Genomic DNA, 23,653 nt, shown 5'->3' with positions numbered 1-23,653 from the left:
GTCTTTAGGTTCGTACCTTAAAACACACGCAGAAGAAACAGAAGCCGGATTGTACGAATGCATACAATCCGGGCAAAAGCCTCTGTTTGTTCCAAGCAACATAAACGATTAGTCTTTGGATGCCCCGATTCCTTCCGGTTCTTCTTTTGTCTCGGGCGCAATATTCAGCGTATCGGCCTGATTCAGGTCATCGTCGTCTTCGAGATCGCGCATTTCAATTTCCTCGTCGTCGCCGGAAAGAATCTTCACGTCCAGTCCCAAACTTTGAAGTTCTTTGATCAGCACTTTGAACGATTCCGGGACACCCGGTTCAGGGACATTTTCCCCTTTGACGATCGCTTCATAAGTTTTCACACGGCCGACAACATCGTCCGATTTAACAGTCAGAATTTCCTGGAGCGTATAGGCTGCGCCGTAGGCTTCAAGCGCCCATACTTCCATTTCGCCAAACCTTTGGCCGCCAAACTGTGCTTTACCGCCGAGCGGCTGCTGGGTGACAAGCGAGTAAGGGCCTGTTGAGCGGGCATGCAGTTTATCATCAACCATGTGGGCGAGCTTGATCATATACATAATCCCGACAGATACACGGTTGTCGAAAGGTTCACCGGTGCGGCCGTCATAAAGAACCGTTTTTGCATCGCGCGCCATGCCGGCTTCTTCAATCGTTTCCCATACATCTTCTTCACGTGCACCGTCGAATACAGGCGTCGCGACGTGAAGGCCGAGTTTTTTGGCTGCCATGCCGAGGTGGAGTTCAAGCACCTGCCCGATATTCATCCGGGAAGGCACGCCGAGCGGATTCAACATGATCTGGACAGGTGTCCCATCCGGGAGGAAAGGCATATCTTCTTCCGGAAGAATCCGGGAGATAACCCCTTTGTTCCCGTGGCGCCCGGCCATTTTGTCGCCCTGGTGGATTTTCCTTTTCTGTACAATATAGACACGGACAAGCTGGTTCACGCCAGGCGGAAGTTCATCCCCGGCTTCACGTGTAAACACTTTGACATCGAGCACGATGCCGCCGCCGCCGTGCGGAACGCGGAGTGATGTATCCCTGACTTCGCGCGCTTTTTCACCGAAAATCGCATGGAGCAGACGTTCTTCCGCCGTTAATTCCGTAACGCCTTTCGGGGTGACTTTTCCGACAAGCAAATCGCCGTCTTTTACTTCGGCACCAATCCGGATAATCCCGCGTTCGTCAAGGTTTTTCAAAGCATCTTCCCCGACGTTCGGGATATCACGGGTCATTTCTTCCGGCCCGAGTTTTGTATCGCGTGCTTCAGATTCGTATTCTTCAATATGGATAGAAGTATACACATCTTCTTTTACAAGTTTTTCACTCATAATAATGGCATCTTCATAGTTGTAACCTTCCCATGTCATAAAGGCAACGAGCACGTTCTGGCCAAGGGCAAGTTCACCTTGGTCCATTGACTGGCCGTCCGCTAAAATTTCGCCTTTTACCACACGGTCGCCTTTTTTCACAATCGGGCGCTGGTTGATGCACATGCCATTGTTGGAACGTTTGAATTTTTGCAGGCGGTATTTGTCAAGGTCGCCCTTTACTTCCTGTCCGTCGACATCGATCACACGGCGCACCCAGATTTCCCGGGCTTCCACATGTTCAACAATGCCGTCATATTTGCAGATGAGTGCCGCGCCGGAATCCTTCGCATTGACATATTCCATCCCGGTGCCGACAATCGGCGCTTGCGGCTTCATAAGCGGAACCGCCTGGCGCTGCATGTTTGCACCCATCAGCGCACGGTTCGAGTCGTCGTTTTCAAGGAACGGAATACATGCCGTTGCAGCCGATACAACCTGCTTCGGCGAAACGTCCATATAATCAACGCGGTCTGTTTTTACAACAATGTTTTCACCGCGGAAACGCGCATATACTTCATCGTCAACGAAAAAGCCGTTTTCATCCAGCTGTGCGTTCGCCTGTGCGACGACGTAATTGTCTTCTTCATCAGCCGTTAAATAATCAATATGCTCCGTAACACGCCCTGTATCCGGATCAACCCTGCGGTAAGGCGTTTCGATAAAACCGAAACGGTTTACTTTTGCATAAGTTGATAAAGAGTTGATCAACCCGATGTTCGGGCCTTCAGGCGTTTCAATCGGGCACATGCGGCCGTAGTGGGAATAGTGCACGTCACGCACTTCCATCCCGGCGCGCTCACGGGTCAAACCGCCCGGGCCGAGCGCCGACAACCGGCGTTTATGGGTCAGTTCCGCAAGCGGGTTTGTCTGGTCCATAAACTGGGACAGCTGTGAACTGCCGAAAAACTCCTTAATGGCCGCAATGACCGGACGGATATTGATCAGCTGCTGCGGCGTAATGGTGTTAATGTCCTGGATCGACATTCTTTCACGGACAACGCGTTCCATCCGGGAAAGGCCGATGCGGAACTGGTTTTGCAGCAATTCGCCGACAGACCGTAAACGGCGGTTGCCGAGGTGGTCGATATCATCCGTATTGCCGACGCCATGCAGCAAATTAAAGAAGTAGCTGATGGAAGCCACAATATCCGCAGGTGTAATATGTTTAATGCTTTCATCAACATAAGCATTTCCGATTACATTGATGACTTTTTCGTTATCGTCAATCGGGGCATAAATTTTGATGGACTGCAATGTGATATCATCATCAACAACGCCGCCAGCCTGACTGTACGTTTCAAACTTCAGGTCTTTTTCGAGAAAAGGCACAATTTTATCAAGCGTACGCCGGTCTAAAACGGTTCCTTCCTCCGCGATGATTTCGCCGGTTTCAGGGTCTGCGATCGATTCAGCCAGCCGTTGCCCGAACAGGCGGAATTTCAGGTGAAGCTTTTTATTCATTTTGTAACGCCCGACATTGGCCAGATCATAGCGTTTCGGGTCAAAGAAACGCGAAATCAGCAGGCTTTTTGCATTTTCAACGGTCGGGGGTTCGCCCGGACGGAGGCGTTCATATATTTCAAGAAGCGCTTTTTCCGTGCTTTCGGTATTATCTTTTTCAAGCGTATTTCTTAAGTACTCATTATCGCCGATCAGATCAATAATTTCCTGGTCGGAGCCGAAGCCGAGCGCCCTGAGGAGAACGGTAATCGGCAGTTTTCTTGTGCGGTCGATGCGGACATAAGCCACATCTTTCGCATCTGTTTCATATTCAAGCCAGGCGCCGCGGTTCGGAATTACCGTTGCGGTGTAGCCGTATTTCCCGTTTTTGTCCATTTTGCTGTTAAAATAAACACTAGGGGAACGGACAAGCTGGGATACAATAACACGTTCCGCGCCATTAATGATGAAAGTCCCCGTTTCGGTCATTAACGGGAAATCGCCCATGAATACGTCCTGGTCTTTTACTTCACCGGTTTCCTTATTGACAAGGCGCACCTTTACACGAAGCGGAGCAGCGTACGTTACGTCGCGCTCTTTGCATTCGTCGATGGAATATTTCGGTTCGCCGAGGCTGTAGTCAATAAACTCCAGCGACAGGTTTCCGGCAAAATCCTCGATCGGAGAGATGTCCTGGAACATTTCACGCAAACCTTCGTCAAGGAACCATTGGTAAGATGCGGTTTGGATTTCGATAAGGTTTGGCAGCTCTAAAATTTCTTTGATGCGCGCGTAACTTCTGCGCTGGCGGTGCCGTCCATACTGAACTAGTTGATGTGACAACTGATTCACCCCTCAAATCAAGCGTTTTGTTTGCATCTTTCGTCAAACAACAATAAAGCTAAGGCAAAAAGAAAAAGGGTTTTTTATGAAAAAACCACATATCGCATGACGAGCTTATGATTTTATAAGTATTTTCCAATTCATCCAAAATATATACTTGACAAGTATAGCTTAGATTGCATAAAGAACCTTAATCTATTGGCATTTTATGATTTTAACATATATGAAATCGGGAGTCAAATTTTTTTGGCTTTAAAAACAAAATATCCTTTTTCTTTTCCAACACAATTTACCTCATCAAATATGCTTTCTAATTTTTTCCTGGCAGAAGGGGCCCCCTGTTTTTTCCGGATGACCACCCAAAGTTCGCCGTTGTTTGCGAGATATTGGTAACTTTCTTCAAAAATCCGGTGCACAATCTGCTTTCCGGCGCGGATCGGGGGATTTGTGGCAATCAAGGCAAACGGGCCGCTTTTCACATTTTCAAAAAGATTGCTTTCGTATATGGAAACATTTGAAATATGGTTCCGGGCAGCATTTTTCTTTGCCAGCTCGACCGCTCTTGTATTAATATCCGCCATATGCACATGGCGGCCGGGAAAAGATTTTGCAAGCGCGAGGCCGATCGGTCCGTAACCGCAACCCATATCAAGGACCGGCCCTTCCGTTTCGGGCATGGCCACAAGATCGAGCAAAACGCGGGAGCCGAAGTCGACTTCTTTTTTTGAAAAAACCCCTTGGTCTGTTTGAAAATGAAAGGCATGCCCTCTCAATGTAAAGGTGAAATCTATCGGTTGATGCTTTGCTTCTGGGTTTTGCGAGTAGTAATGTTCAGCCATGAAAAGTCCCACTCTTTCTTGGAGGATTCAGGAAGAAGAGATGTTGAAAAAAGCCCGCCAAATGCGGGCTTTTTCTTTAAAAAGGGCCTTACTTCACTTCTACGCCGGCTCCAACTTCTTCAAGTTTCGCTTTAATTTCTTCGGCTTCTTCTTTCGCTACGCCTTCTTTAAGCGGTTTTGGAGCATTGTCAACAAGTTCTTTTGCTTCTTTAAGGCCAAGACCTGTGATTTCGCGGACAACTTTGATGACTTTGATTTTTTGTGCGCCGGCTTCAGTCAGCACAACATCAAATTCCGTTTTTTCTGCAGCAGCTTCCCCGCCTGCAGCGCCGCCAGCAACAGCAACCGGTGCAGCAGCGGTTACGCCGAATTCTTCTTCAATGGCTTTTACAAGATCGTTCAATTCAAGCACTGTCATTTCTTTGACAGCAGAGATGATTTCTTCTTTCGTCATTTTCATATCCTCCTACAAGATATTTTTTAAAGTATATTCCGTAAAACTTATGCGCTTTGTTCTTCTTTTTGATCTGCGACTGCTTTTGCAGCAAGAGCAAAGTTGCGGATTGGCGCCTGCAGTACGCTGAGAAGCATGGAAAGCAGGCCTTCGCGTGAAGGAAGCGTTGCGAGTGCTTTGATTTCATCAACGGTTGCAACATTGCCTTCAATGACACCTGCTTTGATTTCCAAAGCTTCGTGGTCTTTTGCGAAATCATTAAGGATTCTCGCAGGCGCAACCACGTCTTCCGTACTGAATGCGATCGCATTCGGGCCGGTCAGCGCGCTGTTCAATCCGTCCATCCCAGCTGCTTCTACAGCACGGCGCGTCATCGTGTTTTTGTACACTTTAAATTCAACGCCCGCTTCGCGCAGCTGTTTACGCAGCTCAGTTACTTCAGCCACGTTTAAACCGCGGTAATCGACAACCACAACGGCTGTACTTGATTTGAATTTATCGGTGATTTCATCCACCAGTTGTTTCTTTTGTTCAATTGCACTGCCCATCTTGACACCTCCTACAGATATTCTTGATGAACATTTATACCAAAACAAAACCTCCATATCCCGAGACATGGAGGTTTCATGCATGCGGAGGCCTTAAGGCGCCCCCGGATTTATACGCATTACCTCGGCAGGAAATTAAGCCCTCCGGCACCTGCTGTCTACGGTACAAATGTTTACTTTTTAAAACCGTTCTTAATTATAGCAGCCCGCAGGCAGCATGTCAAATCATTATTTTGCTGCCACAAAAGAAGATGGGTCTACTTTGATGCCAGGCCCCATGGTCGATGTGACAGAAACATTCTTCATGTAAGTGCCTTTTGCAGCTGACGGTTTTGCTTTCATCAATGTGTCAAACAAGGTTGACAGGTTTTCAACCAACTTTTCCGATTCAAAAGAGACTTTCCCGATCGGGGCATGGACATTGCCCGCTTTGTCAACACGATATTCGACTTTACCGGCTTTAATGTCCTGGACCGCTTTTGTCACATCAAATGTTACCGTGCCGGTTTTCGGGTTCGGCATTAATCCTCTAGGCCCAAGGATGCGCCCGAGTTTACCAACTTCGCCCATCATATCCGGCGTTGCCACGATGACATCAAAATCAAACCAGCCCTGCTGGATTTTGTTGACGTAGTCAGTATCGCCGACATAATCCGCACCGGCTGCTTCCGCTTCTTTTGCTTTTTCGCCTTTTGCAAAAACAAGCACGCGCTGGGTTTTCCCTGTTCCGTTTGGAAGCACGACAGCACCGCGGATTTGCTGGTCCGCTTTTTTCGGGTCAACGCCGAGGCGGAATGCAGCTTCAACTGTTGCATCAAATTTTGTAAAACTTGTTTTTTTCACCAGTTCAATGGCTTCCTGAACCGGGTAAGCTTTGGAACGGTCAACGAGTTTCAAAGCGTCAACATATTTTTTTCCTTTTTTCGCCATTTGTATTTCCTCCTCGAATGTGGTTTTAACGGAATAACCTCCCACGAAAAAGGTTGCGAGCCAGTATCGCATCGCAACCCCGTTGGACATAACCAGTACTGCATGGATCAGTCTTCGATCGTAATCCCCATGCTGCGCGCCGTGCCTTCCACCATGCGCATTGCCGCTTCAACACTTGCCGCATTTAAGTCAGGCATTTTTGTTTCTGCGATTTCACGCACTTTGTCACGCTTCACAGTTGCCACTTTTGTACGGTTCGGCTCGCCGGATCCGGATTCAATGCCGGCTGCTTTTTTCAGCAGAACTGCAGCTGGCGGGGTTTTTGTGATGAATGTAAATGAACGGTCTTCAAATACCGTGATTTCAACAGGTATAATCAAGCCTGCCTGATCTGCAGTACGAGCGTTGAATTCTTTACAAAATCCCATAATATTGACGCCGGCCTGGCCCAGTGCAGGACCAACAGGCGGTGCAGGATTTGCTTTACCGGCAGGAATCTGCAATTTAACAATTTTTACTACTTTTTTAGCCACGAGACACACCTCCTTAAGTCCGTGATGTGGTAACAGGGGCTGAGCCCTCCCACTCATCTATTTGATTGAACCCCCCACGGCTGAAGCCGCGAGCTTCCTGCAGACACCGAAACATGCTTCGTTGTCTTCGCAGGCTATCCCCGCAAGTTCCTGCGGTTAGCCGGACAATTGGCAAGACAAAAAGGCAAGCCATATCCGAAGCCAATTCATCTCATGACCGTGTCACGAGTGTATCATAAGAATCATGTGATTGCATTGTGTCTGTTCATGCGGGTGCCCGGTTAGGGCGGGCCATCCGCAAAGAACATACTGACTTATAACATATTAACATCTCAGCACATGGATTTCAAGTTTTATCCCGTTATATTTTATCAATTTGTTCAAAAACGAGTTCTACCGGTGTATCCCGCCCGAACATATTGACCATGACTTTTGCCCTACCTTTGTCGCGGTCCATTTCCACAATCTTGCCCGCAAAGTTTGCAAACGGCCCTTCTTTTACCGTAACCGTCTCGCCGATTTCAAAGTCAACATCGGCCCGTTTTTCTTCCATGCCCATCCGTTTCAAGATGGTATTAATTTCTTCAGGCAAAAGCGGCGTCGGCTTGGAACCGCCTCCCGACGACCCGACAAAACCGGTGACGCCCGGCGTGTTCCGGACGACATACCAGGAATCATCCGTCATCACCATCTCCACCAGGACATAGCCCGGGAAAACTTTTCGTTTCACCACTTTTTTCTTCTCATTCTTCATTTCAAGTTCTTCTTCTTCCGGCACTACTACCCGGAAAATTTTATCCTGCATCCCCATCGATTCTACGCGCTTTTCCAAATTGGTTTTGACTTTATTTTCATAGCCTGAATACGTATGGACAACATACCAGTTTTTTTCCATCTAATAGGACTTGATGTCCGTCCCTCCCTGTTGGTCTTTTGATTTTTTGGGCAAATGAAAAAACCCGCTAATCGGGTTTGAGTCGTTGCTTATGATACTCCCATTATACCATGTTTTATCATTGGATATTCAAGTGTAAAATGATCATTTTACAATGAGTTTTCAGCCCACCGGATCACTGCGGAAATGCCGAGATCGATGACAATAAAGAACAATGTCAGGAAAGCAACCGTTACAAGGACTGTAATCGTGTATTTGACCAGCTCTTTGCGCCCCGGCCAGCTGACTTTTCGCATTTCGGAAGCTACATTACGAAAAAATTTTGTGATGGACATGTATTTAAGACCTCCAAGTAAGCTCATGTTCGTTGTTATTTTGTGCCGCGGTGGATGGTGTGTTCGTTGCAGTGCTTGCAAAACTTCTTTAATTCCATTCTTTCAGCCTTTCCGTTGCCCGTTGTGGTCGTGTAATTGCGCGAACCGCAAACCGAACAGGCAAGTACCATTTTTTTCTGCATCTCATCACCAGCTGTCTTATGGTCTTACGGCGTTAACGGAACCTGCCGCTGTAAAGAACCTCTCCCGGAAAACCGGGAGAGTCTTTTGGGCGCCGCCGGTTCCGTACCGGTATCGTATCAAAACATAAAATCCTACAAATCAACATAACACGGCAGAAAGCTTGTGTCAATCAGTAGCTGAAGAAGGGATGTGCCGGGTTTTTCCCGAAAGCATTGAATACCAGGCATTGAAAGATAGCTTTTTGTACGCCTTAATGCCGCACTTGCATCCGGGAAAAACGGCCTGGCGGAAATACGGCTTACAACACCTTTTCAGTAAGTCAGCTCCCTCCTTTCCAACAGGCGCTCCAGCTTCTTTTTGACGCGTTGTAAAGCGTTATCAATTGATTTTACATGGCGGTTCAATTCTTCTGAAATTTCCTGGTAGGACTGCCCGTCCAGGTAAAGGGCGAGCACTTTTCTTTCCAGATCGCTTAACAGCTCGGATACTTTTACTTCTATATGGACATATTTTTCGCGGATTAAAATCAATTCTTCAGGATTGGAAATTTTCGCGCCGGTGATGACATCCATCAACGTACGGTCGGATTCTTCATCATAAATTGGCTTGTCCAGGGAAATGTAAGAATTAAGCGGTATGTGCTTTTGGCGGGTGGCAGTCTTAATTGCGGTAATCATTTGCCGGTTGATGCATAATTCAGCAAAAGCCCTGAAAGACGTGAGCTTGTCCTCTCTGTAGTCGCGTATGGCCTTATACAGACCGATCATGCCTTCCTGGATAATATCCTCGCGGTCGGCCCCGATGATAAAGTAAGAACGCGCTTTTGCCCTGACAAAGTTTCTGTATTTTTGGATCAAGTAATCCAGCGCTTCGCTTTCGCCGTTGTGTATCCGTTCAACCAACTCTTCGTCCTGCATCGTGCCATATCTTTCTTCATATGCTGCCTCAATGTTCAGGTTCACCTGTATCCCCCCATGAGCATTCGATAAAAGCTATTATACAGTACAGAATTTTCAATCGTCAACCGCTCATCTTTTCCCCCTGCGTAATTTTTCGAAAATTTCCATGACCTCCTGGCTTAACGGTATTCTTGTTGCCGGCTTTTCCTCTTGAATTGATTTTACATTTCTTTTAATCTTTTGTTCAATCACTTCCACTTTGGTCAACAGTTCGCGTGCTGAAATTCTTAAAGCGCCCTGGCCGAATATTTGCCACTGCTCAGTAAAATCGGATGTGGCCACATAAATCTGCGTGCGGATGTTGTTCAGTTTAATGGCCATTTTTTCAATCCGTTCATCTGCCGTTTCATTTTCTTTTGTAAAAATGACTTCCACTTTGTGATAGCGGTACTTTTTTTCCAGGCCTTTCACCCCGTAAGCATCAAAAACGACGATGACTTTGTCATCCGTATAGCCCTGGTATTCCGCCATGATCTCAACAAGCCGGTCTCTGGCGGCGCCAAGGTCTTTTTGTTTCAATTTTTGCAGTTCCGGCCAGGCGCCAATGATGTTATAGCCGTCCACCAGCAAAATATTCATTTTATTCACCAAGCGGATGGCGCTTCCTGTAAACCTCATACATGAGCAAGCCGGCAGCAACGGACGCATTGAGCGAAGTCACATGCCCTGCCATCGGAAGGCGGATCAGAAAGTCGCATGCTTCTTTTACGATCCTGCTCATTCCCCTGCCTTCACTGCCGATGACAAGGCCGAGCGGCAGATCCGCATCCATTTGCCGGTAATCGGTCGTCCCGGAAGCATCGGTTCCCGCAATCCACAACCCTTGCTGCTTTAAGCCGGCAATCGTTTGCGAAAGGTTTGTTACCCGCGCCACCGGGATATGTTCAATCGCGCCGGTTGAAGCTTTCGCCACCGTTGCTGTTAATGCGACCGAGCGCCTTTTCGGAATAATGACGCCGTGTGCGCCGACCGCATCGGCCGTCCGTAAAATCGAGCCAAGATTATGTGGATCCTCCAATTCATCAAGAATCAGGATAAACGGGTGCTCATTCCGCTCTTTGGCAAGCTTGAACATATCGCCTGTTTCTGCATACCGGTAAGCGGCAACGAGTGCCAGTACGCCCTGATGCGCCCCGTCCGCCACCTGGTCAATCCTTTTCTTCGGGACAAATTGGACGGCCACTTTTCTTTCCCTTGCAAGCTCCATCACCTGCTTCATGGCGCCTTTTTGTGAACCTTCCGCAATCCAGATTTTGTTGATTTCCCGGCCCGCTCTTAATGCTTCCAGCACCGGGTTTTTGCCTGCAATATACTCCTGGTCCATCAGCGCACCCCTCCTTTCTGGACTTCGACAATGCCAATTGCTTTTTCAATCAGCGCTTCCATCCGCTCCCGGCTGCCGGACAAATAATGGTAGCCGATCAGCGCTTCGAATGCAGTGCTGTGCCGGTATGTCTGGACATCCGTATTTTTCGGAACCGTGCCCGACTTCGCATTTCTGCCGCGCCGGACAACAGCGGTTTCCTCTTCTGTTAAAAGATCTTCGTTCATCATCTGTTTTAAAACTTGAGCCTGCGCCTTCGCTGAAACAAAGCGGATCGCTTCCCGGTGGAGGCGGTTTGGCTTCGTTTTTCCCTGCAAAAGGACATGGTGCCGGATATATTCTTCATATACCGCATCCCCTATATAGGCAAGCGCAAGGCTGTTCAATTGTTTCGGATCAAGGGTGACCGTCATAAGCGTCTCCATCTCACCCCTTGGGGCGTATCTTCCAGAATGATATTCATGCTTTTCAGCTTGTCGCGAATTTCATCAGCCAGTTGGAAATTACGCGCCTTTCTTGCTTCATTCCGTTTTTCAATCAGCGCTTCAATTTCTTCGTCCAAAAGCGCTTCTTCCTCGAGTTTCAGGCCGAGCACGCCGGCAATCGTTTCGAACTCTTTTATAAATGCCCGGAGAACGGTTTCTGTCGTATTTTTCCCCCGCAAGTAATAATTGGCCTGCTTCGACAGTTCGAACAAAACAGAAATGCCGTTTGCCGTATTGAAGTCATCGTCCATCGCCCCGATAAACTGGCGATGGAGCGAACGGGCCTGTTCCAGCCATTTTTCACCATCTTCCGCCAGATTTGCACTGGATTCGAGCCGGTGCTTTACATTTTGGTACGACGTCTTGATCCGTTCAAGCCCTGCCTTCGCATTGGCAAGCAGTTCCTCGCTATAGTTGATCGGATGGCGGTAATGCACCGACAGCATGAAAAAGCGCAAAACTTGCGGATCATGCCGTTTGATGATGTCATGGACAAGCACAAAGTTTCCGAGCGATTTCGACATTTTTTCGTTATCAATATTGATATAGCCGTTATGCAGCCAGTAACGAGCAAACGGTTTGCCTGTCAAAGCTTCTGACTGGGCAATTTCATTTTCGTGGTGCGGAAAAGTCAGGTCCTGCCCGCCCGCGTGGATGTCAATCGTATCGCCAAGATATTTTCTTGCCATGGCCGAGCATTCAATATGCCATCCCGGCCGGCCTTTCCCCCACGGGCTGTCCCAGGAGATTTCCCCCGCTTTTGCCGCTTTCCAAAGGGCAAAATCAAGGGCATCTTCTTTCTTTTCCCCTACTTCAATTCTCGCACCCGATTTCAATTCGTCAATAGATTGATGGGACAATTTACCGTAATCCGGAAAACTTCTCGTGCGGTAGTAAACATCACCGTCTGATTCGTAGGCATGGCCTTTTTCAATTAATTTTTCAATAAAAGCAATGATCGTATCCATATTTTCCGTCACGCGCGGATGGACGTCCGCATGGCTGCAACCGAGCGCATCAATATCTTCAAAATAGGCCTGAATAAAACGCTCGCTGATCACCGGCACTTCTTCCCCGAGTTCTTTCGCGGCTTTAATGAGTCTATCATCCACATCGGTGAAATTCGACACATAATGGACATCATAACCCCGAAACTCCAAATAGCGCCGGACCGTGTCAAATACGATCGCCGGCCGCGCATTTCCAATATGGATATAATTATAGACAGTCGGGCCGCATACATACATTTTCACTTTCCCCTCTTCAAGCGGGATAAACGGCTCCTTCTTTCTTGTTAACGTATTATATATCTGAATGCTCATACGTTCTTGCTCCTTCCTTTCTCAGTTGTTCTAATTCCGACCGCAAAGCCTCGATTTCCTGCTGCATGCTGTTCAGGAGGTCCGCAACAGGGTCAGGCAGCTCATTATGTTTTAAATCTTTTTTGATTTTGACGCCGTCCTGGACGACGACCCTGCCCGGAATGCCGACCACTGTCGAATTGGGCGGGACATCCTTTAATACGACAGAACCTGCCCCTATTTTTGCATTTTCCCCAATCGTAATCGAACCTAAAACTTTCGCCCCGCTTGCGATTAACGCATTGTCTTTAATCGTCGGATGGCGCTTGCCCTTTTCCTTTCCGGTGCCGCCGAGCGTAACGCCCTGGTAAACCGTCACGTTATCGCCGATTTCGCACGTTTCCCCGATCACTACCCCCATGCCGTGGTCGATGAAAAACCGCCTGCCGATTTTTGCACCGGGATGGATTTCAATTCCGGTAAAGAAGCGGCTGAGCTGCGAAATCACCCGGGCGATAAAAAACATTTTCTTTTTATAAAAAAAGTGCGCAATCCGGTGTGCCCAGATGGCGTGAAGACCGGAGTAAGTCAAGATCACTTCAAAATACGTCCGTGCTGCCGGATCCTGATCAAAAACCACTTCAATGTCTTCCTTCAACCGCTTAAACATGTGCTACTCCCCTTTCGTTTGTTTCTTTCCCATTCCCTGTCCGGTTATAAAATTTCTTCCGCTTTGCATTTCCATCAGCCAGATCGGCACCGATCTTTTCTTTAACGGAGCCTGCCATTTAAAAAAGAAGCGCCTCTGCAACGGACAGAGACGCTTCTTGATCGCGCGGTTCCACTCTGTTTGGCGGCAGGCCTTGCCCGCTGCCCAACTTTCCCTGTTAACGGGCGGCCCCGCTGCATCCTACTGGCGAGCGCGTTCAGATACAGGCTCGAAGGTGCATTTCAGAAAAGGAGGGGCTTAAACCACTTTCAGCCGGCGATGGTTTTCTCTTTGAAGCGTCCTCTTCCTACTTCTCCTTCTCAACGCTTTTTCACACATCCATTTTAACCATATCATATCCTATTTTCGCAAAAATGTTAACCCGTGATTCTTTCAAGGCGTTTCTTCACTTTTTCTCTGCCGAGCAGTTCGATCAGGCTTTGCAGTTCCGGGCCGTGTGTCTGGCCGCTAACGGCAACACGGATCGGCATAAACAGCTTTTTCCCCTTTTGCCCGGTTGCTTTTTGCACCGCTTTGATTCCTTTTTTTATTTCGCCTGCTTCAAATGGTTCGATCCTGTCCAGTTCTTCAAGGAATGCACGGAGCACTTCCGGAACGTGTTCTTCCGACAAAATCGCTTTTGCTTCGTCGTCATATGTGATTTCATCCGTAAAGAAGAGCGGTTTCGACAGCTCGACAATTTCCGCGCCGTAGCTCATTTGTTCCTGATAGAGGGAGATGAGTTTGCGCACCCATTGTTCTTCTTCAGGTGTCCGGTTTTCCGGGACGAGCCCTGCTTTTACAAGATGCGGCAACGCAAGCTCCACAACTTTATCCAGATCGAGCTTTTTCATATACTGGTTGTTCATCCATGTCAATTTTTGGCGGTCAAACAAAGCGGGCGATTTCGACAGCCGTTCGGGGTCAAAAATCTGGATCAATTCTTCCCGCGAAAAAATTTCTTCCTCGCCCTTCGGTGACCAGCCGAGCATGGCAATAAAATTAAACAACGCTTCCGGCAAATAACCGAGTTCCGCGTACTGCTCAATAAACTGGATGATGCTTCCGTCGCGTTTGCTCAGTTTTTTCCGGTGCTCATTGACAATCAGCGTCATGTGGCCGAATACCGGCGGTTCAAAACCGAATGCTTCATAAATCATCAGCTGTTTCGGCGTGTTGGAAATATGGTCGTCCCCCCGGAGCACGTGGGAAATTTTCATTAAATGATCATCGATCGCAACCGCAAAATTATAAGTCGGCATCCCGTCTTTTTTAACGATGACAAAGTCGCCAATTCCGTCCGATTCAAAAGATACTTCGCCTTTTACGATATCGTTGAACGTATACACTTTGCCTTCCGGAACATGGAAACGGAGGCTCGGTTTCCGGCCTTCCGCTTCAAGCCGCTTCCTGTCTTCTTCTGTCAGATGGCGGCATTTCCCGGAATAACGCGGCATTTCCCCGCGTGCAAGCTGGGCTTCACGTTCGGCTTCCAGTTCTTCTTCCGTACAATAGCATTTATAAGCCAGCCCGCGGTCAAGCAGCTCTTCATAATATTTTTTATAAATATCGAGGCGTTCCGACTGGCGGTAAGGCCCGTATTCGCCGCCGACATCAATGCTTTCGTCCCAGTCGATGCCGAGCCATTTCAAATATTTCAGCTGGCTTTCCACGCCGCCTTCCACATTCCGCTTCTGGTCGGTATCTTCAATCCGGATAATGAACTTTCCACCTTTGCTGCGCGCAAATAAATAATTGAATAATGCGGTACGGGCATTCCCGATATGCAAAAAACCGGTCGGGCTCGGAGCGTACCGTACTCTGATTTCGTTTGCCATGTCGATTCTCCTTTAAATTGTCGCTTTTTGTCTTATTTTATTGTATCACCGTCTGAAAAAGCCGTAAACCGGTGGCTCGTTCCGGCCCGGCGGATGAAAGATGTTTTACGTGATGTTAATCACACATCTTGCAGGCAAAATCTCTGCTGTTATGCTTGTTCCAGCAGCATTACGGGACCTAAACCGCCTGGCTTGTCCCGCTCGCGCCCACTCTTTTGCAGCTATACCCCAACTATACTTGTTCCAGCGAAAAACGGGTTCCCGTAAACAGCCGCCCGGCTCCGTTACACCATTTTCGGTGAAACATATGCAGGCCATCCGCCGGTTAATATGGGTCCAGCAGGCAGTGCGGGCCCTGAACTGCCTGGCTTGTCCCGATCGCACCATTACAGCTTACACTGGTTAAGCCTGCTCCAGCAGTACTGCCGCCTGCGCAGCAATGCCTTCTTCACGCCCGGCAAAGCCGAGTTTTTCCGTCGTGGTCGCCTTGACATTGACCTGCCCGTTCTCTGCTTCCAAAATGCGCGCGATCGTTTCCCGCATTTTCCCGATATAGGGCGCCATTTTCGGCTTTTGGGCAATAATCGTGCAATCAAGATTGCCGAGCTTGTACCCTTTTTGTTTCACAAGCCGAAAAACATGCGCCAAAAGCGCCGCAGAATCCGCATCTTTAAATGCCGCATCTGTATCCGGAAAATGCCGGCCGATATCCCCTTCCCCAATGGCCCCGAGGCAGGCGTCCGCTACGGCATGAAGCAACACATCCGCGTCGGAGTGGCCGAGCAAACCTTTTTCATACGGAATTTCAACTCCCCCGATCATCAGGGGACGCCCCTCCCCGAACCGGTGCACATCAAAGCCTTGTCCGATCCTGAACATCTTCATCCTCCCCCCTGCTTTTTTAAAATCGCTTCTGCAAAATAAAGGTCTTCCGGTGTCGTAATTTTAATATTATCATAACTTCCCGGCACAATATGTACAGCATGGCCGATCCGTTCGACCAGCGAGGCTTCATCCGTTCCGAGAAAGCCGTCCCGTTCCGCCGCTTTATGCGCATTTTTCAAGACAGACGTGCGAAAAGCTTGTGGCGTTTGGATCTGCCACAAGCTGCTCCGCTCAATCGTCTCGGTTACAATCTGGTCTTTTGCTCTTTTGATCGTGTCTTTTACCGGGACAGCCGCTATCGCCGCCCCTTTCTCCCCGGCCATTGCCGCCAGTGCTGCAATGAATCCGGTGCTGATAAACGGCCTTGCACCGTCATGGACAAGAATGACGCTGCAGCTTCCGGCAAGTTCCAGCCCGTTCCGCACGCTATATTGCCGTTCAGAACCGCCGCGGGCGAATACTATTTTTTCCGAGCGGGGTAAAATACGCTTCATCTCTTCCAAATCATGCGGCTGCACGGGAAGTATCAACTTTTTGCAGGACGGATCAGCCAAAAAAACTTCTGCTGTAAAAGCAATGACCGGGCGCTTGTTCAGTTCAAGAAATAATTTGTTGAACCCTGCGCCCATCCGTTTCCCCGATCCGGCTGCCGGTATAATCACCTCATAATCTGTCAAATCCAATCTCCCCCGGCATCGCGTTTAAACCTCCCGCGGCCCGGGCCGCGGGTGTTCCATCTCCATTATAACGCTTTTTCGAGCAGCTTCGGCTTGGCAAAAATCATCCGGCCCGCTGAAGTCTGCAGGACGCTTGTCACAAGCACATCAATGCGTTTGCCAATGTAATTTTTGCCTTCTTCGACAACAATCATCGTGCCGTCATCCAAATAGGCAATCCCCTGGTGATGCTCTTTCCCGTCTTTAATGAGCTGGACATTGAGTTCTTCGCCGGGGAGCACAACCGGTTTTACGGCGTTGGCAAGGTCATTGATATTGAGCACTTTGACTTTCTGGAATTCACACACTTTATTTAAATTGTAATCATTTGTCACGACAATCCCGTTCATCAATTTTGCCAGTTTAATGAGCTTGCTGTCCACTTCCTGGATATCTTCAAAATCGCCTTCGTACATTTGTACTTCGATCGGCAGTTCATTCTGTATCCGGTTTAAGATATCAAGCCCGCGCCGGCCCCGGTTTCTTTTCAAGGCATCCGAAGAATCGGCAATATGCTGCAATTCTTCAAGCACAAAGAGCGGAATCACAATCGGGCCGTCAAGAAAACCGGTCTGGCAAATATCCGCAATCCGCCCGTCGATAACAACGCTTGTATCAAGAATCTTCACCTGTTTTCCAGGCTGCGGATGCCCTCCTTGCTCTGTCCCGCCTTTCCGCCTGTGCTGCCGGCTAAAAAACAAATTGAAAATTTCTTCTCTTTTCTTAAAACCGACCTGGAATCCGATATAACCGAGCAATACCGTAAGCGTAATCGACACGATTGTATTGACAATCGGAATTCCCCGGACCGGAATGCTTGCCAGATAAGCAATAATCAGGCCCAGCACAAGGCCAAAGGTTCCGGAAAAAATTTCCGTCATCGGGACTTTTACCAGTGAATCCTCAAACCAATCGACAAAATCAACGATATAATGAATGGACCAGAAAGTAATAAGATAAAAGATAATAGCCCCCAACAGCGCTGAAACATACGGGTTTTTGATTAACACATAATCCACATTCACAAGTTTGTAAAAATCAGGCAGCAGGAAAACACCGAGCGTGCCGCCAATCAGCACCAAACAAATTTGTATAAGCCGTCTTAACAACATGTTCACCTCCTTTATACATTATAAACAAAAAATATGGTTTAAAACGTTTGCCTTCGTATTATTTTTCCCTGCCGAGCCGTTTAATCGCCGCGGTTTTCTCCGGGCATTTTCAGGCTTCATGCACATCCCCTGCTTTCTTTTAAAATTTGTATCCTGCCAGCCGTTGTCTTTTCTGCCTTTACATCATAACGGATCCTGCAAACGCGGATTCGCGGCAGTTGTTTGCTTATCCAGCGGGTTCCGTTTTTTCCCACGTTTGCCTTCACTTCCCGGTTCCTTCACGCACTGATCCAAAGAACACAAGAAGGCACGGAAGTTTGTTCCCAGTCTCATCCTCCGAGTGCCGCTTTTAAAGCTTCCTGGATGGTAGCGACGCCGATCACTTGAATCTCCTTTGGCGGCGTCCACCCACCCATATTATTTTTCGGAATGATCGCCCGCCGGAAACCGAGCTTTGCCGCTTCCTGGACGCGCTGCTCAATGCGGGACACCCGCCTGACTTCCCCCGTCAGCCCGACTTCTCCGATAATGCAGTCATCCGCATTTGTCGGCTTGTCGCGGAAACTGGATGCCACGCTGACGGCAACTGCCAAATCCACTGCCGGTTCATCCACTTTCAGGCCGCCGGCAACTTTTAAATATGCATCCTGGTTCTGAATCAAAAGGCCGGCCCGTTTTTCAAGCACCGCCATAATCAGCGTGACACGGTTATAATCAATCCCGGATGCCATCCGCCGCGGCATATTGAAAAACGTCGGAGCCAAAAGCGCCTGGATCTCGACAAGCACCGGGCGCGTCCCCTCAATGGAAGCAACCACGGTAGAACCGGCTGCACCTTTTGTCCGTTCTTCCAGAAAAATTTCGGAAGGGTTCTGGACTTCTTCCAAACCGGATTCTTTCATTTCCAAAATCGCAATTTCATTGGTCGAGCCAAAGCGGTTTTTGACCGCCCTTAATATCCGGTAGGCATTATGGCGTTCACCTTCAAAATACAGGACCGTATCCACCATATGTTCAAGCACGCGCGGGCCGGCAATAGAGCCTTCTTTTGTCACGTGGCCGACAATGAAGATGGCCACATTTTTTGTTTTTGCCGTCCGCATCAGCTGTGCAGTCGTTTCCCTCACTTGCGACACACTGCCCGGCGCAGACTGGATTTCCGGATGGTAAATCGTCTGGATGGAATCAATGATAACAAAGCCGGGGTTCAGTTCATCTATCGCCTGCTGGATCACGGAAAGGTCCGTTTCCGGCAGCACATAAAGATGGTCGGTATGGATGTTTAACCGGTCTGCCCTTAATTTCGTCTGTTTCGCCGATTCCTCCCCGGAGATATACAGTACATTTAACCCGTGCTTTGCCAGTTGTGATGACACTTGCAAAAGCAGGGTTGATTTGCCGATCCCGGGATCCCCGCCGATCAAAACAAGTGACCCGGCAACAATGCCGCCTCCGAGGACACGATTCAGCTCGCCAAAATCCACTTTCGTCCTTTTTTCTTCTTTAGACTCTATAGACGTAATAGGCGCCGCTTTGGTTTCATTTCCGGGCTCAGGATGTAAAAAAAAGCCCCTCCTTTTTGGCGCCTCCGCTTCCTCCACCATCTGGTTCCACTGGTTGCATTGCGGGCACTTTCCCATCCATTTTGGCGACTCGTAGCCGCAGTTCTGGCAAACAAACTTCACGGTTTTTTTTGCCATCTTAAACCCCTTTCCCTAATATCTATGTGTATAAGTGTAAACAAAGTATCTTGAAATTTAATTAAAATCGTATAAGAAACCGCTATGTGAAAAAAAGGGTACAATCTCCAATACCATTGTACCCTTCCTGCTTCCGGCATTAAGAATTGGACGATACAGCTTCCGACTCCGCCACACTGGCAAAAGTAAATTCGCCGTCTTTTACATCGACCAATACCTTTTGCCCTTCTTTTATATTGCCTTTCAGCATTTCTTCCGAAAGGCGGTCTTCGATGTTTTTCTGAATCGATCTGCGCAGCGGCCGCGCGCCGTATTCAGGATCGTAGCCTTTTTCCGCCACTTTTTCCTTTGCGGCATCCGTCAGCACAAGTTCGATATGATGCTCTTTTAACCGGTCCGACAATTCTTTCGCCATCAATGTGACAATTTCGTTCAAATGTTTCTTCTCGAGCGAATGGAACACAATGGTTTCATCAACACGGTTCAAAAACTCAGGCCGGAACGCTTTTTTCAGTTCCTCGAGCACTTTGTCCTTCATGTCTTTATAATCGGCCTCGACGGTATCCTGAATGGTGAAGCCGACGCTCTTGTTGCGTTTTAAAGCATCTGCGCCAACATTCGATGTCATGATGACAATCGTATTGCTGAAATCAACCGTGCGGCCCTTGGAATCGGTCAGGCGGCCGTCATCCAGCACCTGAAGCAAAATGTTGAAAACGTCCGGATGCGCTTTTTCAATTTCATCAAGCAGCACAACCGAATACGGTTTTCTCCGTACCTTTTCCGTCAGTTGGCCGCCTTCTTCAAAACCGACATATCCAGGCGGCGAACCTACGAGGCGGGAAGTCGAATGTTTCTCCATGTATTCGGACATATCAATCCGGATCATAGCGTCTTCATCGCCGAACATCGCTTCCGCAAGCGCACGCGCCAGTTCTGTTTTTCCGACCCCTGTCGGCCCGAGGAAAATGAAGGAACCGATCGGGCGTTTCGGATCTTTTAATCCTGCCCGTGCACGGCGGACTGCTTTTGCCACAGCAAGCACCGCTTCTTCCTGCCCGATCACACGGGAATGAAGGATTTCTTCAAGGTGCAAGAGCCTTTCCGTTTCGGTTTGCGCCAGTTTCGTCACTGGAACTCCCGTCCAGCTCGAAACAACAAGCGCTATATCATCGACTGTGACTTCGCTGTTTTCCCGGCCTTGTTTTGCCTTCCAGCTTTTCTTCGTTTCCTCCAGCTGTTCGCGCAGTTTCTGTTCGGTATCCCTTAACGCAGCCGCTTTTTCAAATTCCTGGCTCTGGACGGCTGCATCTTTTTCTTTGCGCACCTCTTCCAGTTTCAATTCCAATTCTTTCAAATTCGGCGGCGTTGTAAAGGAACGGAGGCGCACTTTCGATCCGGCTTCATCAATTAAGTCAATCGCTTTATCCGGCAGGAACCGGTCTGCGATATAGCGGTCCGAAAGTTTTACAGCGGCTTCGATCGCCTCATCGGTAATCGAGACGCGATGGTGTGCTTCATAGCGGTCGCGCAGCCCTTTTAAAATCTGGATCGACTCATCAATCGTCGGCTCATCGACCTGGATCGGCTGGAACCTTCTTTCCAGTGCCGCGTCTTTTTCAATATATTTCCGGTATTCATCCAGTGTCGTAGCACCGATGCACTGCAGTTCGCCGCGGGCAAGCGACGGTTTTAAAATATTGGAGGCATCAATGGCCCCTTCCGCACCGCCGGCCCCGATTAAAGTATGCAGTTCATCAATGAAAAGAATGATATTGCCGGCCTGGCGGATTTCATCCATCACTTTTTTCAGGCGGTCTTCAAATTCGCCGCGGTATTTTGTGCCGGCTACAACCGTACCCATATCGAGCGTCATGACCCGTTTGTCACGCAGGGTTTCCGGCACTTCATTATGGACAATTTGCTGGGCGAGTCCTTCTGCAATGGCCGTTTTCCCGACGCCCGGTTCCCCGATCAGGACAGGGTTGTTTTTTGTCCTCCGGCTCAGCACTTCAATGACACGCTGGATTTCTTTGCTCCGCCCGATTACCGGATCAAGGGAATCTTCCCGTGCGATCGCTGTCAAATCGCGGGCCAGGCTGTCCAGTGTCGGTGTGCTGACGCTGGCCGCCGAACCGCCCTGCACGGATGCTTCACTGTTGCCCAATAATTGGAGCACCTGCTGCCTTGCTTTATTTAAGCTGACGCCGAGATTTGTCAGCACACGTGCCGCAACGCCTTCACCTTCACGGATCAGCCCGAGGAGAATATGTTCCGTTCCAACATAGGAGTGCCCGAGTTTTCTCGCTTCATCCATTGACAGTTCAATCACTTTTTTGGCCCTTGGCGTGTAGTGGATCGTTTGGGAAATTTCCTGGCCGTTCCCGATCAGGGTTTCCACTTCTTCCTGGATTTTTTCGGCGCTTAAACCCAGGCCGTACAGCGCTTTTGCTGCGATGCCTTCCCCTTCGCGGACAAGTCCGAGCAAAATATGTTCCGTTCCGATATTGTTATGTTTCAGGCGGATTGCTTCTTCCTGGGAAAGGGCCAGCACTTTCTGGGCTCTCTCTGTAAATCTTCCAAACATCATCTGTCATTCCTCCTGTTCATTTGGTCTCCTCAAGCCTCAAACGTTCTCTTATCAGTGTAGCCCTCCGGATATCCCTTTCATACGGGCTGAGCGCTCTTCCGGCATAAAGCTGTAAAAATCCAGGCTGCATTAAAATCATCAATTCATTTAATATTTGTTTCGAAATGTTTTGAATATAGCCCAGATCAATTCCCAGCCGGACATCGGACAAACAACGGGCCGCTTCTTTTGTTTCAATGATCCTGCTGTTTTGCAGGACACCGAGCGAACGGTAAACCCTGTCTTCTAATTGTATGTTTGAAGTCTGCACCAATGCTTCCCTTGCCGATCTTTCCTGTGTAATGATCTGCCGGATGACACTGGTTAAATCTGAGACAATGTTTTCTTCCGATGTTCCGAGTGTCACCTGGTTGGAAATTTGAAAAATATTTCCGATGGCTTCGCTTCCTTCGCCATATATTCCTCTTACCACCAAACCAAGCTGATGAATCGCCGGAATGATTTGTTTAATTTGCTGTGTCAGCACAAGCCCCGGCAAATGCATCATGGCCGATGCGCGGATGCCTGTTCCGACATTCGTCGGGCAGCTGGTTAAGTAACCGAGCGTTTCATCAAAAGCATAATCGACCCCATTTTCAATCAGGTCATCAAGCTGATTGGCTTTCTGAAGCGTTTCATGCAATTGAAGCCCCGGAGAAAGACATTGTATGCGTAAATGATCTTCCTCATTTATCATAATACTAATATCTTCGCCGCTTGACAAAATAACTGCCCCGTCACCCGATTCTTCGGCAAGCTGCGGGCTGATCAGGTGTTTCTCCACAAGCACCCTTTTTTCGAGCGGTTTTAATTCATCCATTTTTAAAAATTCAACCTGCAGTTCAGCCGGAAAATGATTCCGGGCGATATCCTGGATTATTTTCATAATTTCCCTTGCTTCCTCGGTACTAAACAAGGACGGGAACCGGAAATTTTTTAAATTTCTTGCCAGACGGACACGTGAGGTCAGTACAATTTCCGATTCAGGCCCCTGCTCGTTCATCCAGGAACTGGACGCTTCGTGCAAAAAATGTTCCAAAGACATTACTGCTCCCCTCCTTTAGCTTGAGAAGAACCTTCAAGTGCGCGAATTTGATCGCGGAGTTCTGCTGCTTTTTCAAATTCTTCCTGGCTGATGGCTTCCTGCAACGCCGCCTTTAGTTCCTGCAGTTTCTTCTTTGTGTAAATGGCACCACCAATCCGTGCCGGTATTTTTCCTTCATGCGCAACGTTGCCGCCGTGGAGGCGCTGCAAAATCGGGACAAGCTGGTGCTGAAACGTCTCATAGCAATGCGGGCAGCCTAACCGGCTCGTATTTAAAAACCGGGTCAATGTCATCCCGCAATGGCTGCAGCGAAGCACATCCGGGTCAGGCGCTGTTTCCTGTTTGAAAAGTTGGATGGCCGGGTCAAAATTAAAAAGACCCGCGAGCAAATTATCGAAGGAAAAGCTTTTTCCCCAATCCGATGAAAACTTTTCCCCTTTCTCCTGCGCGCACTTTTCGCAAAGATGGAATTCCGTTTTCTCACCGTTTATAATTTTTGTAAAATGCATGGTTGCCGGCCTTTCATTGCATTCCTGACAAATCACAGCATACTCACCTCTGTAG

Annotated in this window: 23 protein-coding genes and 2 other annotated features; all 23 genes read right to left on the bottom strand. The window is 48.5% G+C overall.

Annotated elements, in window-relative coordinates:
• Positions 1 to 108: 108 nt before the first annotated feature.
• Positions 109 to 3,669 carry a DNA-directed RNA polymerase subunit beta gene (rpoB, locus tag NST20_RS00615; RefSeq protein ID WP_327076938.1) on the bottom strand — a complete coding sequence of 1,187 codons (3,561 nt, stop codon included), beginning with the start codon at positions 3,667 to 3,669 and terminating at the stop codon, positions 109 to 111.
• 236 nt (positions 3,670 to 3,905) lie between these two features.
• Positions 3,906 to 4,508 (bottom strand): class I SAM-dependent methyltransferase, encoded by a 603-nt coding sequence (locus NST20_RS00610; protein WP_013858069.1) that lies wholly within the window; start codon positions 4,506 to 4,508, stop codon positions 3,906 to 3,908.
• 88 nt (positions 4,509 to 4,596) lie between these two features.
• Entirely contained in the window at positions 4,597 to 4,962 is a 366-nt protein-coding gene (gene rplL, locus NST20_RS00605; protein WP_017551227.1) for a 50S ribosomal protein L7/L12, read from the bottom strand.
• 47 nt (positions 4,963 to 5,009) lie between these two features.
• Positions 5,010 to 5,510 (bottom strand): 50S ribosomal protein L10, encoded by a 501-nt coding sequence (rplJ, locus tag NST20_RS00600; protein WP_013858067.1) that lies wholly within the window; start codon positions 5,508 to 5,510, stop codon positions 5,010 to 5,012.
• 35 nt (positions 5,511 to 5,545) lie between these two features.
• Positions 5,546 to 5,692, bottom strand: a sequence feature (ribosomal protein L10 leader region).
• A 46-nt stretch (positions 5,693 to 5,738) separates the two neighbouring features.
• Complete coding sequence (gene rplA / locus NST20_RS00595) at positions 5,739 to 6,440, bottom strand: 50S ribosomal protein L1 (RefSeq protein WP_017551228.1); 702 nt, start codon at positions 6,438 to 6,440, stop codon at positions 5,739 to 5,741.
• A gap of 107 nt (positions 6,441 to 6,547) precedes the next feature.
• The gene (rplK, locus tag NST20_RS00590; RefSeq protein ID WP_014096513.1) at positions 6,548 to 6,973 is read right to left on the bottom strand and encodes a 50S ribosomal protein L11; all 426 of its coding nucleotides are present in this window, start codon (positions 6,971 to 6,973) and stop codon (positions 6,548 to 6,550) included.
• A 361-nt stretch (positions 6,974 to 7,334) separates the two neighbouring features.
• Positions 7,335 to 7,868 (bottom strand): transcription termination/antitermination protein NusG, encoded by a 534-nt coding sequence (nusG, locus tag NST20_RS00585; protein WP_019722057.1) that lies wholly within the window; start codon positions 7,866 to 7,868, stop codon positions 7,335 to 7,337.
• A 149-nt stretch (positions 7,869 to 8,017) separates the two neighbouring features.
• On the bottom strand, positions 8,018 to 8,203 hold the full coding sequence (gene secE / locus NST20_RS00580; protein ID WP_017551230.1) for a preprotein translocase subunit SecE: 186 nt from the start codon (positions 8,201 to 8,203) through the stop codon (positions 8,018 to 8,020).
• A 35-nt stretch (positions 8,204 to 8,238) separates the two neighbouring features.
• On the bottom strand, positions 8,239 to 8,385 hold the full coding sequence (rpmG, locus tag NST20_RS00575; RefSeq protein ID WP_017551231.1) for a 50S ribosomal protein L33: 147 nt from the start codon (positions 8,383 to 8,385) through the stop codon (positions 8,239 to 8,241).
• A gap of 312 nt (positions 8,386 to 8,697) precedes the next feature.
• Complete coding sequence (gene sigH / locus NST20_RS00570) at positions 8,698 to 9,303, bottom strand: RNA polymerase sporulation sigma factor SigH (RefSeq protein ID WP_071452439.1); 606 nt, start codon at positions 9,301 to 9,303, stop codon at positions 8,698 to 8,700.
• Positions 9,304 to 9,414: 111 nt separating this feature from the next.
• Positions 9,415 to 9,924 (bottom strand): NYN domain-containing protein, encoded by a 510-nt coding sequence (locus NST20_RS00565; protein ID WP_026104597.1) that lies wholly within the window; start codon positions 9,922 to 9,924, stop codon positions 9,415 to 9,417.
• A 1-nt stretch (position 9,925) separates the two neighbouring features.
• Positions 9,926 to 10,669, bottom strand: coding sequence for a 23S rRNA (guanosine(2251)-2'-O)-methyltransferase RlmB (gene rlmB, locus NST20_RS00560; RefSeq protein WP_029142780.1), 744 nt, complete (start codon positions 10,667 to 10,669; stop codon positions 9,926 to 9,928).
• The gene (locus NST20_RS00555; protein ID WP_342400390.1) at positions 10,669 to 11,082 is read right to left on the bottom strand and encodes a Mini-ribonuclease 3; all 414 of its coding nucleotides are present in this window, start codon (positions 11,080 to 11,082) and stop codon (positions 10,669 to 10,671) included. The genes rlmB and NST20_RS00555 overlap by 1 nt, the downstream gene beginning before the upstream one ends.
• On the bottom strand, positions 11,079 to 12,476 hold the full coding sequence (gene cysS, locus NST20_RS00550; protein ID WP_019722058.1) for a cysteine--tRNA ligase: 1,398 nt from the start codon (positions 12,474 to 12,476) through the stop codon (positions 11,079 to 11,081). The genes NST20_RS00555 and cysS overlap by 4 nt, the downstream gene beginning before the upstream one ends.
• Positions 12,457 to 13,125: a serine O-acetyltransferase gene (cysE, locus tag NST20_RS00545; protein WP_342399843.1), complete on the bottom strand. Its 669-nt coding sequence runs from the start codon at positions 13,123 to 13,125 to the stop codon at positions 12,457 to 12,459. Before cysE ends, cysS begins: the two co-directional genes overlap by 20 nt.
• Before the next feature lie 143 nt (positions 13,126 to 13,268).
• Positions 13,269 to 13,497: a binding site (T-box leader), on the bottom strand.
• Between the two features lie 44 nt (positions 13,498 to 13,541).
• Positions 13,542 to 15,002: a glutamate--tRNA ligase gene (gene gltX / locus NST20_RS00540; RefSeq protein ID WP_195850285.1), complete on the bottom strand. Its 1,461-nt coding sequence runs from the start codon at positions 15,000 to 15,002 to the stop codon at positions 13,542 to 13,544.
• Between the two features lie 402 nt (positions 15,003 to 15,404).
• Entirely contained in the window at positions 15,405 to 15,881 is a 477-nt protein-coding gene (gene ispF / locus NST20_RS00535) for a 2-C-methyl-D-erythritol 2,4-cyclodiphosphate synthase (RefSeq protein WP_019722060.1), read from the bottom strand.
• Between the two features lie 2 nt (positions 15,882 to 15,883).
• Positions 15,884 to 16,564: a 2-C-methyl-D-erythritol 4-phosphate cytidylyltransferase gene (gene ispD, locus NST20_RS00530; protein WP_017551237.1), complete on the bottom strand. Its 681-nt coding sequence runs from the start codon at positions 16,562 to 16,564 to the stop codon at positions 15,884 to 15,886.
• A gap of 65 nt (positions 16,565 to 16,629) precedes the next feature.
• A complete protein-coding gene (locus NST20_RS00525) occupies positions 16,630 to 17,715 on the bottom strand; it encodes a PIN/TRAM domain-containing protein (RefSeq protein ID WP_104851066.1) in 1,086 nt (361 codons plus the stop codon).
• A 329-nt stretch (positions 17,716 to 18,044) separates the two neighbouring features.
• Positions 18,045 to 19,415 carry a DNA repair protein RadA gene (radA, locus tag NST20_RS00520; protein WP_017551240.1) on the bottom strand — a complete coding sequence of 457 codons (1,371 nt, stop codon included), beginning with the start codon at positions 19,413 to 19,415 and terminating at the stop codon, positions 18,045 to 18,047.
• Between the two features lie 139 nt (positions 19,416 to 19,554).
• The gene (gene clpC, locus NST20_RS00515) at positions 19,555 to 22,005 is read right to left on the bottom strand and encodes an ATP-dependent protease ATP-binding subunit ClpC (RefSeq protein WP_013858051.1); all 2,451 of its coding nucleotides are present in this window, start codon (positions 22,003 to 22,005) and stop codon (positions 19,555 to 19,557) included.
• 16 nt (positions 22,006 to 22,021) lie between these two features.
• Complete coding sequence (locus tag NST20_RS00510) at positions 22,022 to 23,089, bottom strand: protein arginine kinase (protein WP_019722062.1); 1,068 nt, start codon at positions 23,087 to 23,089, stop codon at positions 22,022 to 22,024.
• Positions 23,089 to 23,634 (bottom strand): UvrB/UvrC motif-containing protein, encoded by a 546-nt coding sequence (locus tag NST20_RS00505; protein ID WP_061574727.1) that lies wholly within the window; start codon positions 23,632 to 23,634, stop codon positions 23,089 to 23,091. Before NST20_RS00505 ends, NST20_RS00510 begins: the two co-directional genes overlap by 1 nt.
• Positions 23,635 to 23,653: the final 19 nt, after the last annotated feature.

The sequence above is a fragment of the Weizmannia sp. FSL W8-0676 genome (assembly GCF_038593015.1).
Lineage (GTDB): Bacteria > Bacillota > Bacilli > Bacillales > Bacillaceae_C > Weizmannia > Weizmannia coagulans.
Note: the sequence above shows the minus strand (reverse complement) of the source record. Positions and strands in the feature narration are given on the sequence as shown.

What these genes read in the sequence shown, in the direction of transcription:
- rplL (WP_017551227.1), bottom strand. Translation starts at nt 4,962, where the DNA reads ATGACGAAAGAAGAAATCATCTCTGCTGTCAAAGAAATGACAGTGCTT.
- clpC (WP_013858051.1), bottom strand. Translation starts at nt 22,005, where the DNA reads ATGATGTTTGGAAGATTTACAGAGAGAGCCCAGAAAGTGCTGGCCCTT.
- rplA (WP_017551228.1), bottom strand. Translation starts at nt 6,440, where the DNA reads ATGGCGAAAAAAGGAAAAAAATATGTTGACGCTTTGAAACTCGTTGAC.
- rplJ (WP_013858067.1), bottom strand. Translation starts at nt 5,510, where the DNA reads ATGGGCAGTGCAATTGAACAAAAGAAACAACTGGTGGATGAAATCACC.
- radA (WP_017551240.1), bottom strand. Translation starts at nt 19,415, where the DNA reads ATGGCAAAAAAAACCGTGAAGTTTGTTTGCCAGAACTGCGGCTACGAG.
- cysS (WP_019722058.1), bottom strand. Translation starts at nt 12,476, where the DNA reads ATGAGCATTCAGATATATAATACGTTAACAAGAAAGAAGGAGCCGTTT.
- rpmG (WP_017551231.1), bottom strand. Translation starts at nt 8,385, where the DNA reads ATGCAGAAAAAAATGGTACTTGCCTGTTCGGTTTGCGGTTCGCGCAAT.
- secE (WP_017551230.1), bottom strand. Translation starts at nt 8,203, where the DNA reads ATGTCCATCACAAAATTTTTTCGTAATGTAGCTTCCGAAATGCGAAAA.
- NST20_RS00525 (WP_104851066.1), bottom strand. Translation starts at nt 17,715, where the DNA reads ATGTTGTTAAGACGGCTTATACAAATTTGTTTGGTGCTGATTGGCGGC.
- NST20_RS00565 (WP_026104597.1), bottom strand. Translation starts at nt 9,924, where the DNA reads ATGAATATTTTGCTGGTGGACGGCTATAACATCATTGGCGCCTGGCCG.
- NST20_RS00510 (WP_019722062.1), bottom strand. Translation starts at nt 23,089, where the DNA reads ATGTCTTTGGAACATTTTTTGCACGAAGCGTCCAGTTCCTGGATGAAC.
- ispF (WP_019722060.1), bottom strand. Translation starts at nt 15,881, where the DNA reads ATGTTCAGGATCGGACAAGGCTTTGATGTGCACCGGTTCGGGGAGGGG.
- NST20_RS00555 (WP_342400390.1), bottom strand. Translation starts at nt 11,082, where the DNA reads ATGACGGTCACCCTTGATCCGAAACAATTGAACAGCCTTGCGCTTGCC.
- NST20_RS00610 (WP_013858069.1), bottom strand. Translation starts at nt 4,508, where the DNA reads ATGGCTGAACATTACTACTCGCAAAACCCAGAAGCAAAGCATCAACCG.
- nusG (WP_019722057.1), bottom strand. Translation starts at nt 7,868, where the DNA reads ATGGAAAAAAACTGGTATGTTGTCCATACGTATTCAGGCTATGAAAAT.
- cysE (WP_342399843.1), bottom strand. Translation starts at nt 13,125, where the DNA reads ATGTTTAAGCGGTTGAAGGAAGACATTGAAGTGGTTTTTGATCAGGAT.
- rlmB (WP_029142780.1), bottom strand. Translation starts at nt 10,669, where the DNA reads ATGGACCAGGAGTATATTGCAGGCAAAAACCCGGTGCTGGAAGCATTA.
- gltX (WP_195850285.1), bottom strand. Translation starts at nt 15,002, where the DNA reads ATGGCAAACGAAATCAGAGTACGGTACGCTCCGAGCCCGACCGGTTTT.
- sigH (WP_071452439.1), bottom strand. Translation starts at nt 9,303, where the DNA reads ATGCAGGACGAAGAGTTGGTTGAACGGATACACAACGGCGAAAGCGAA.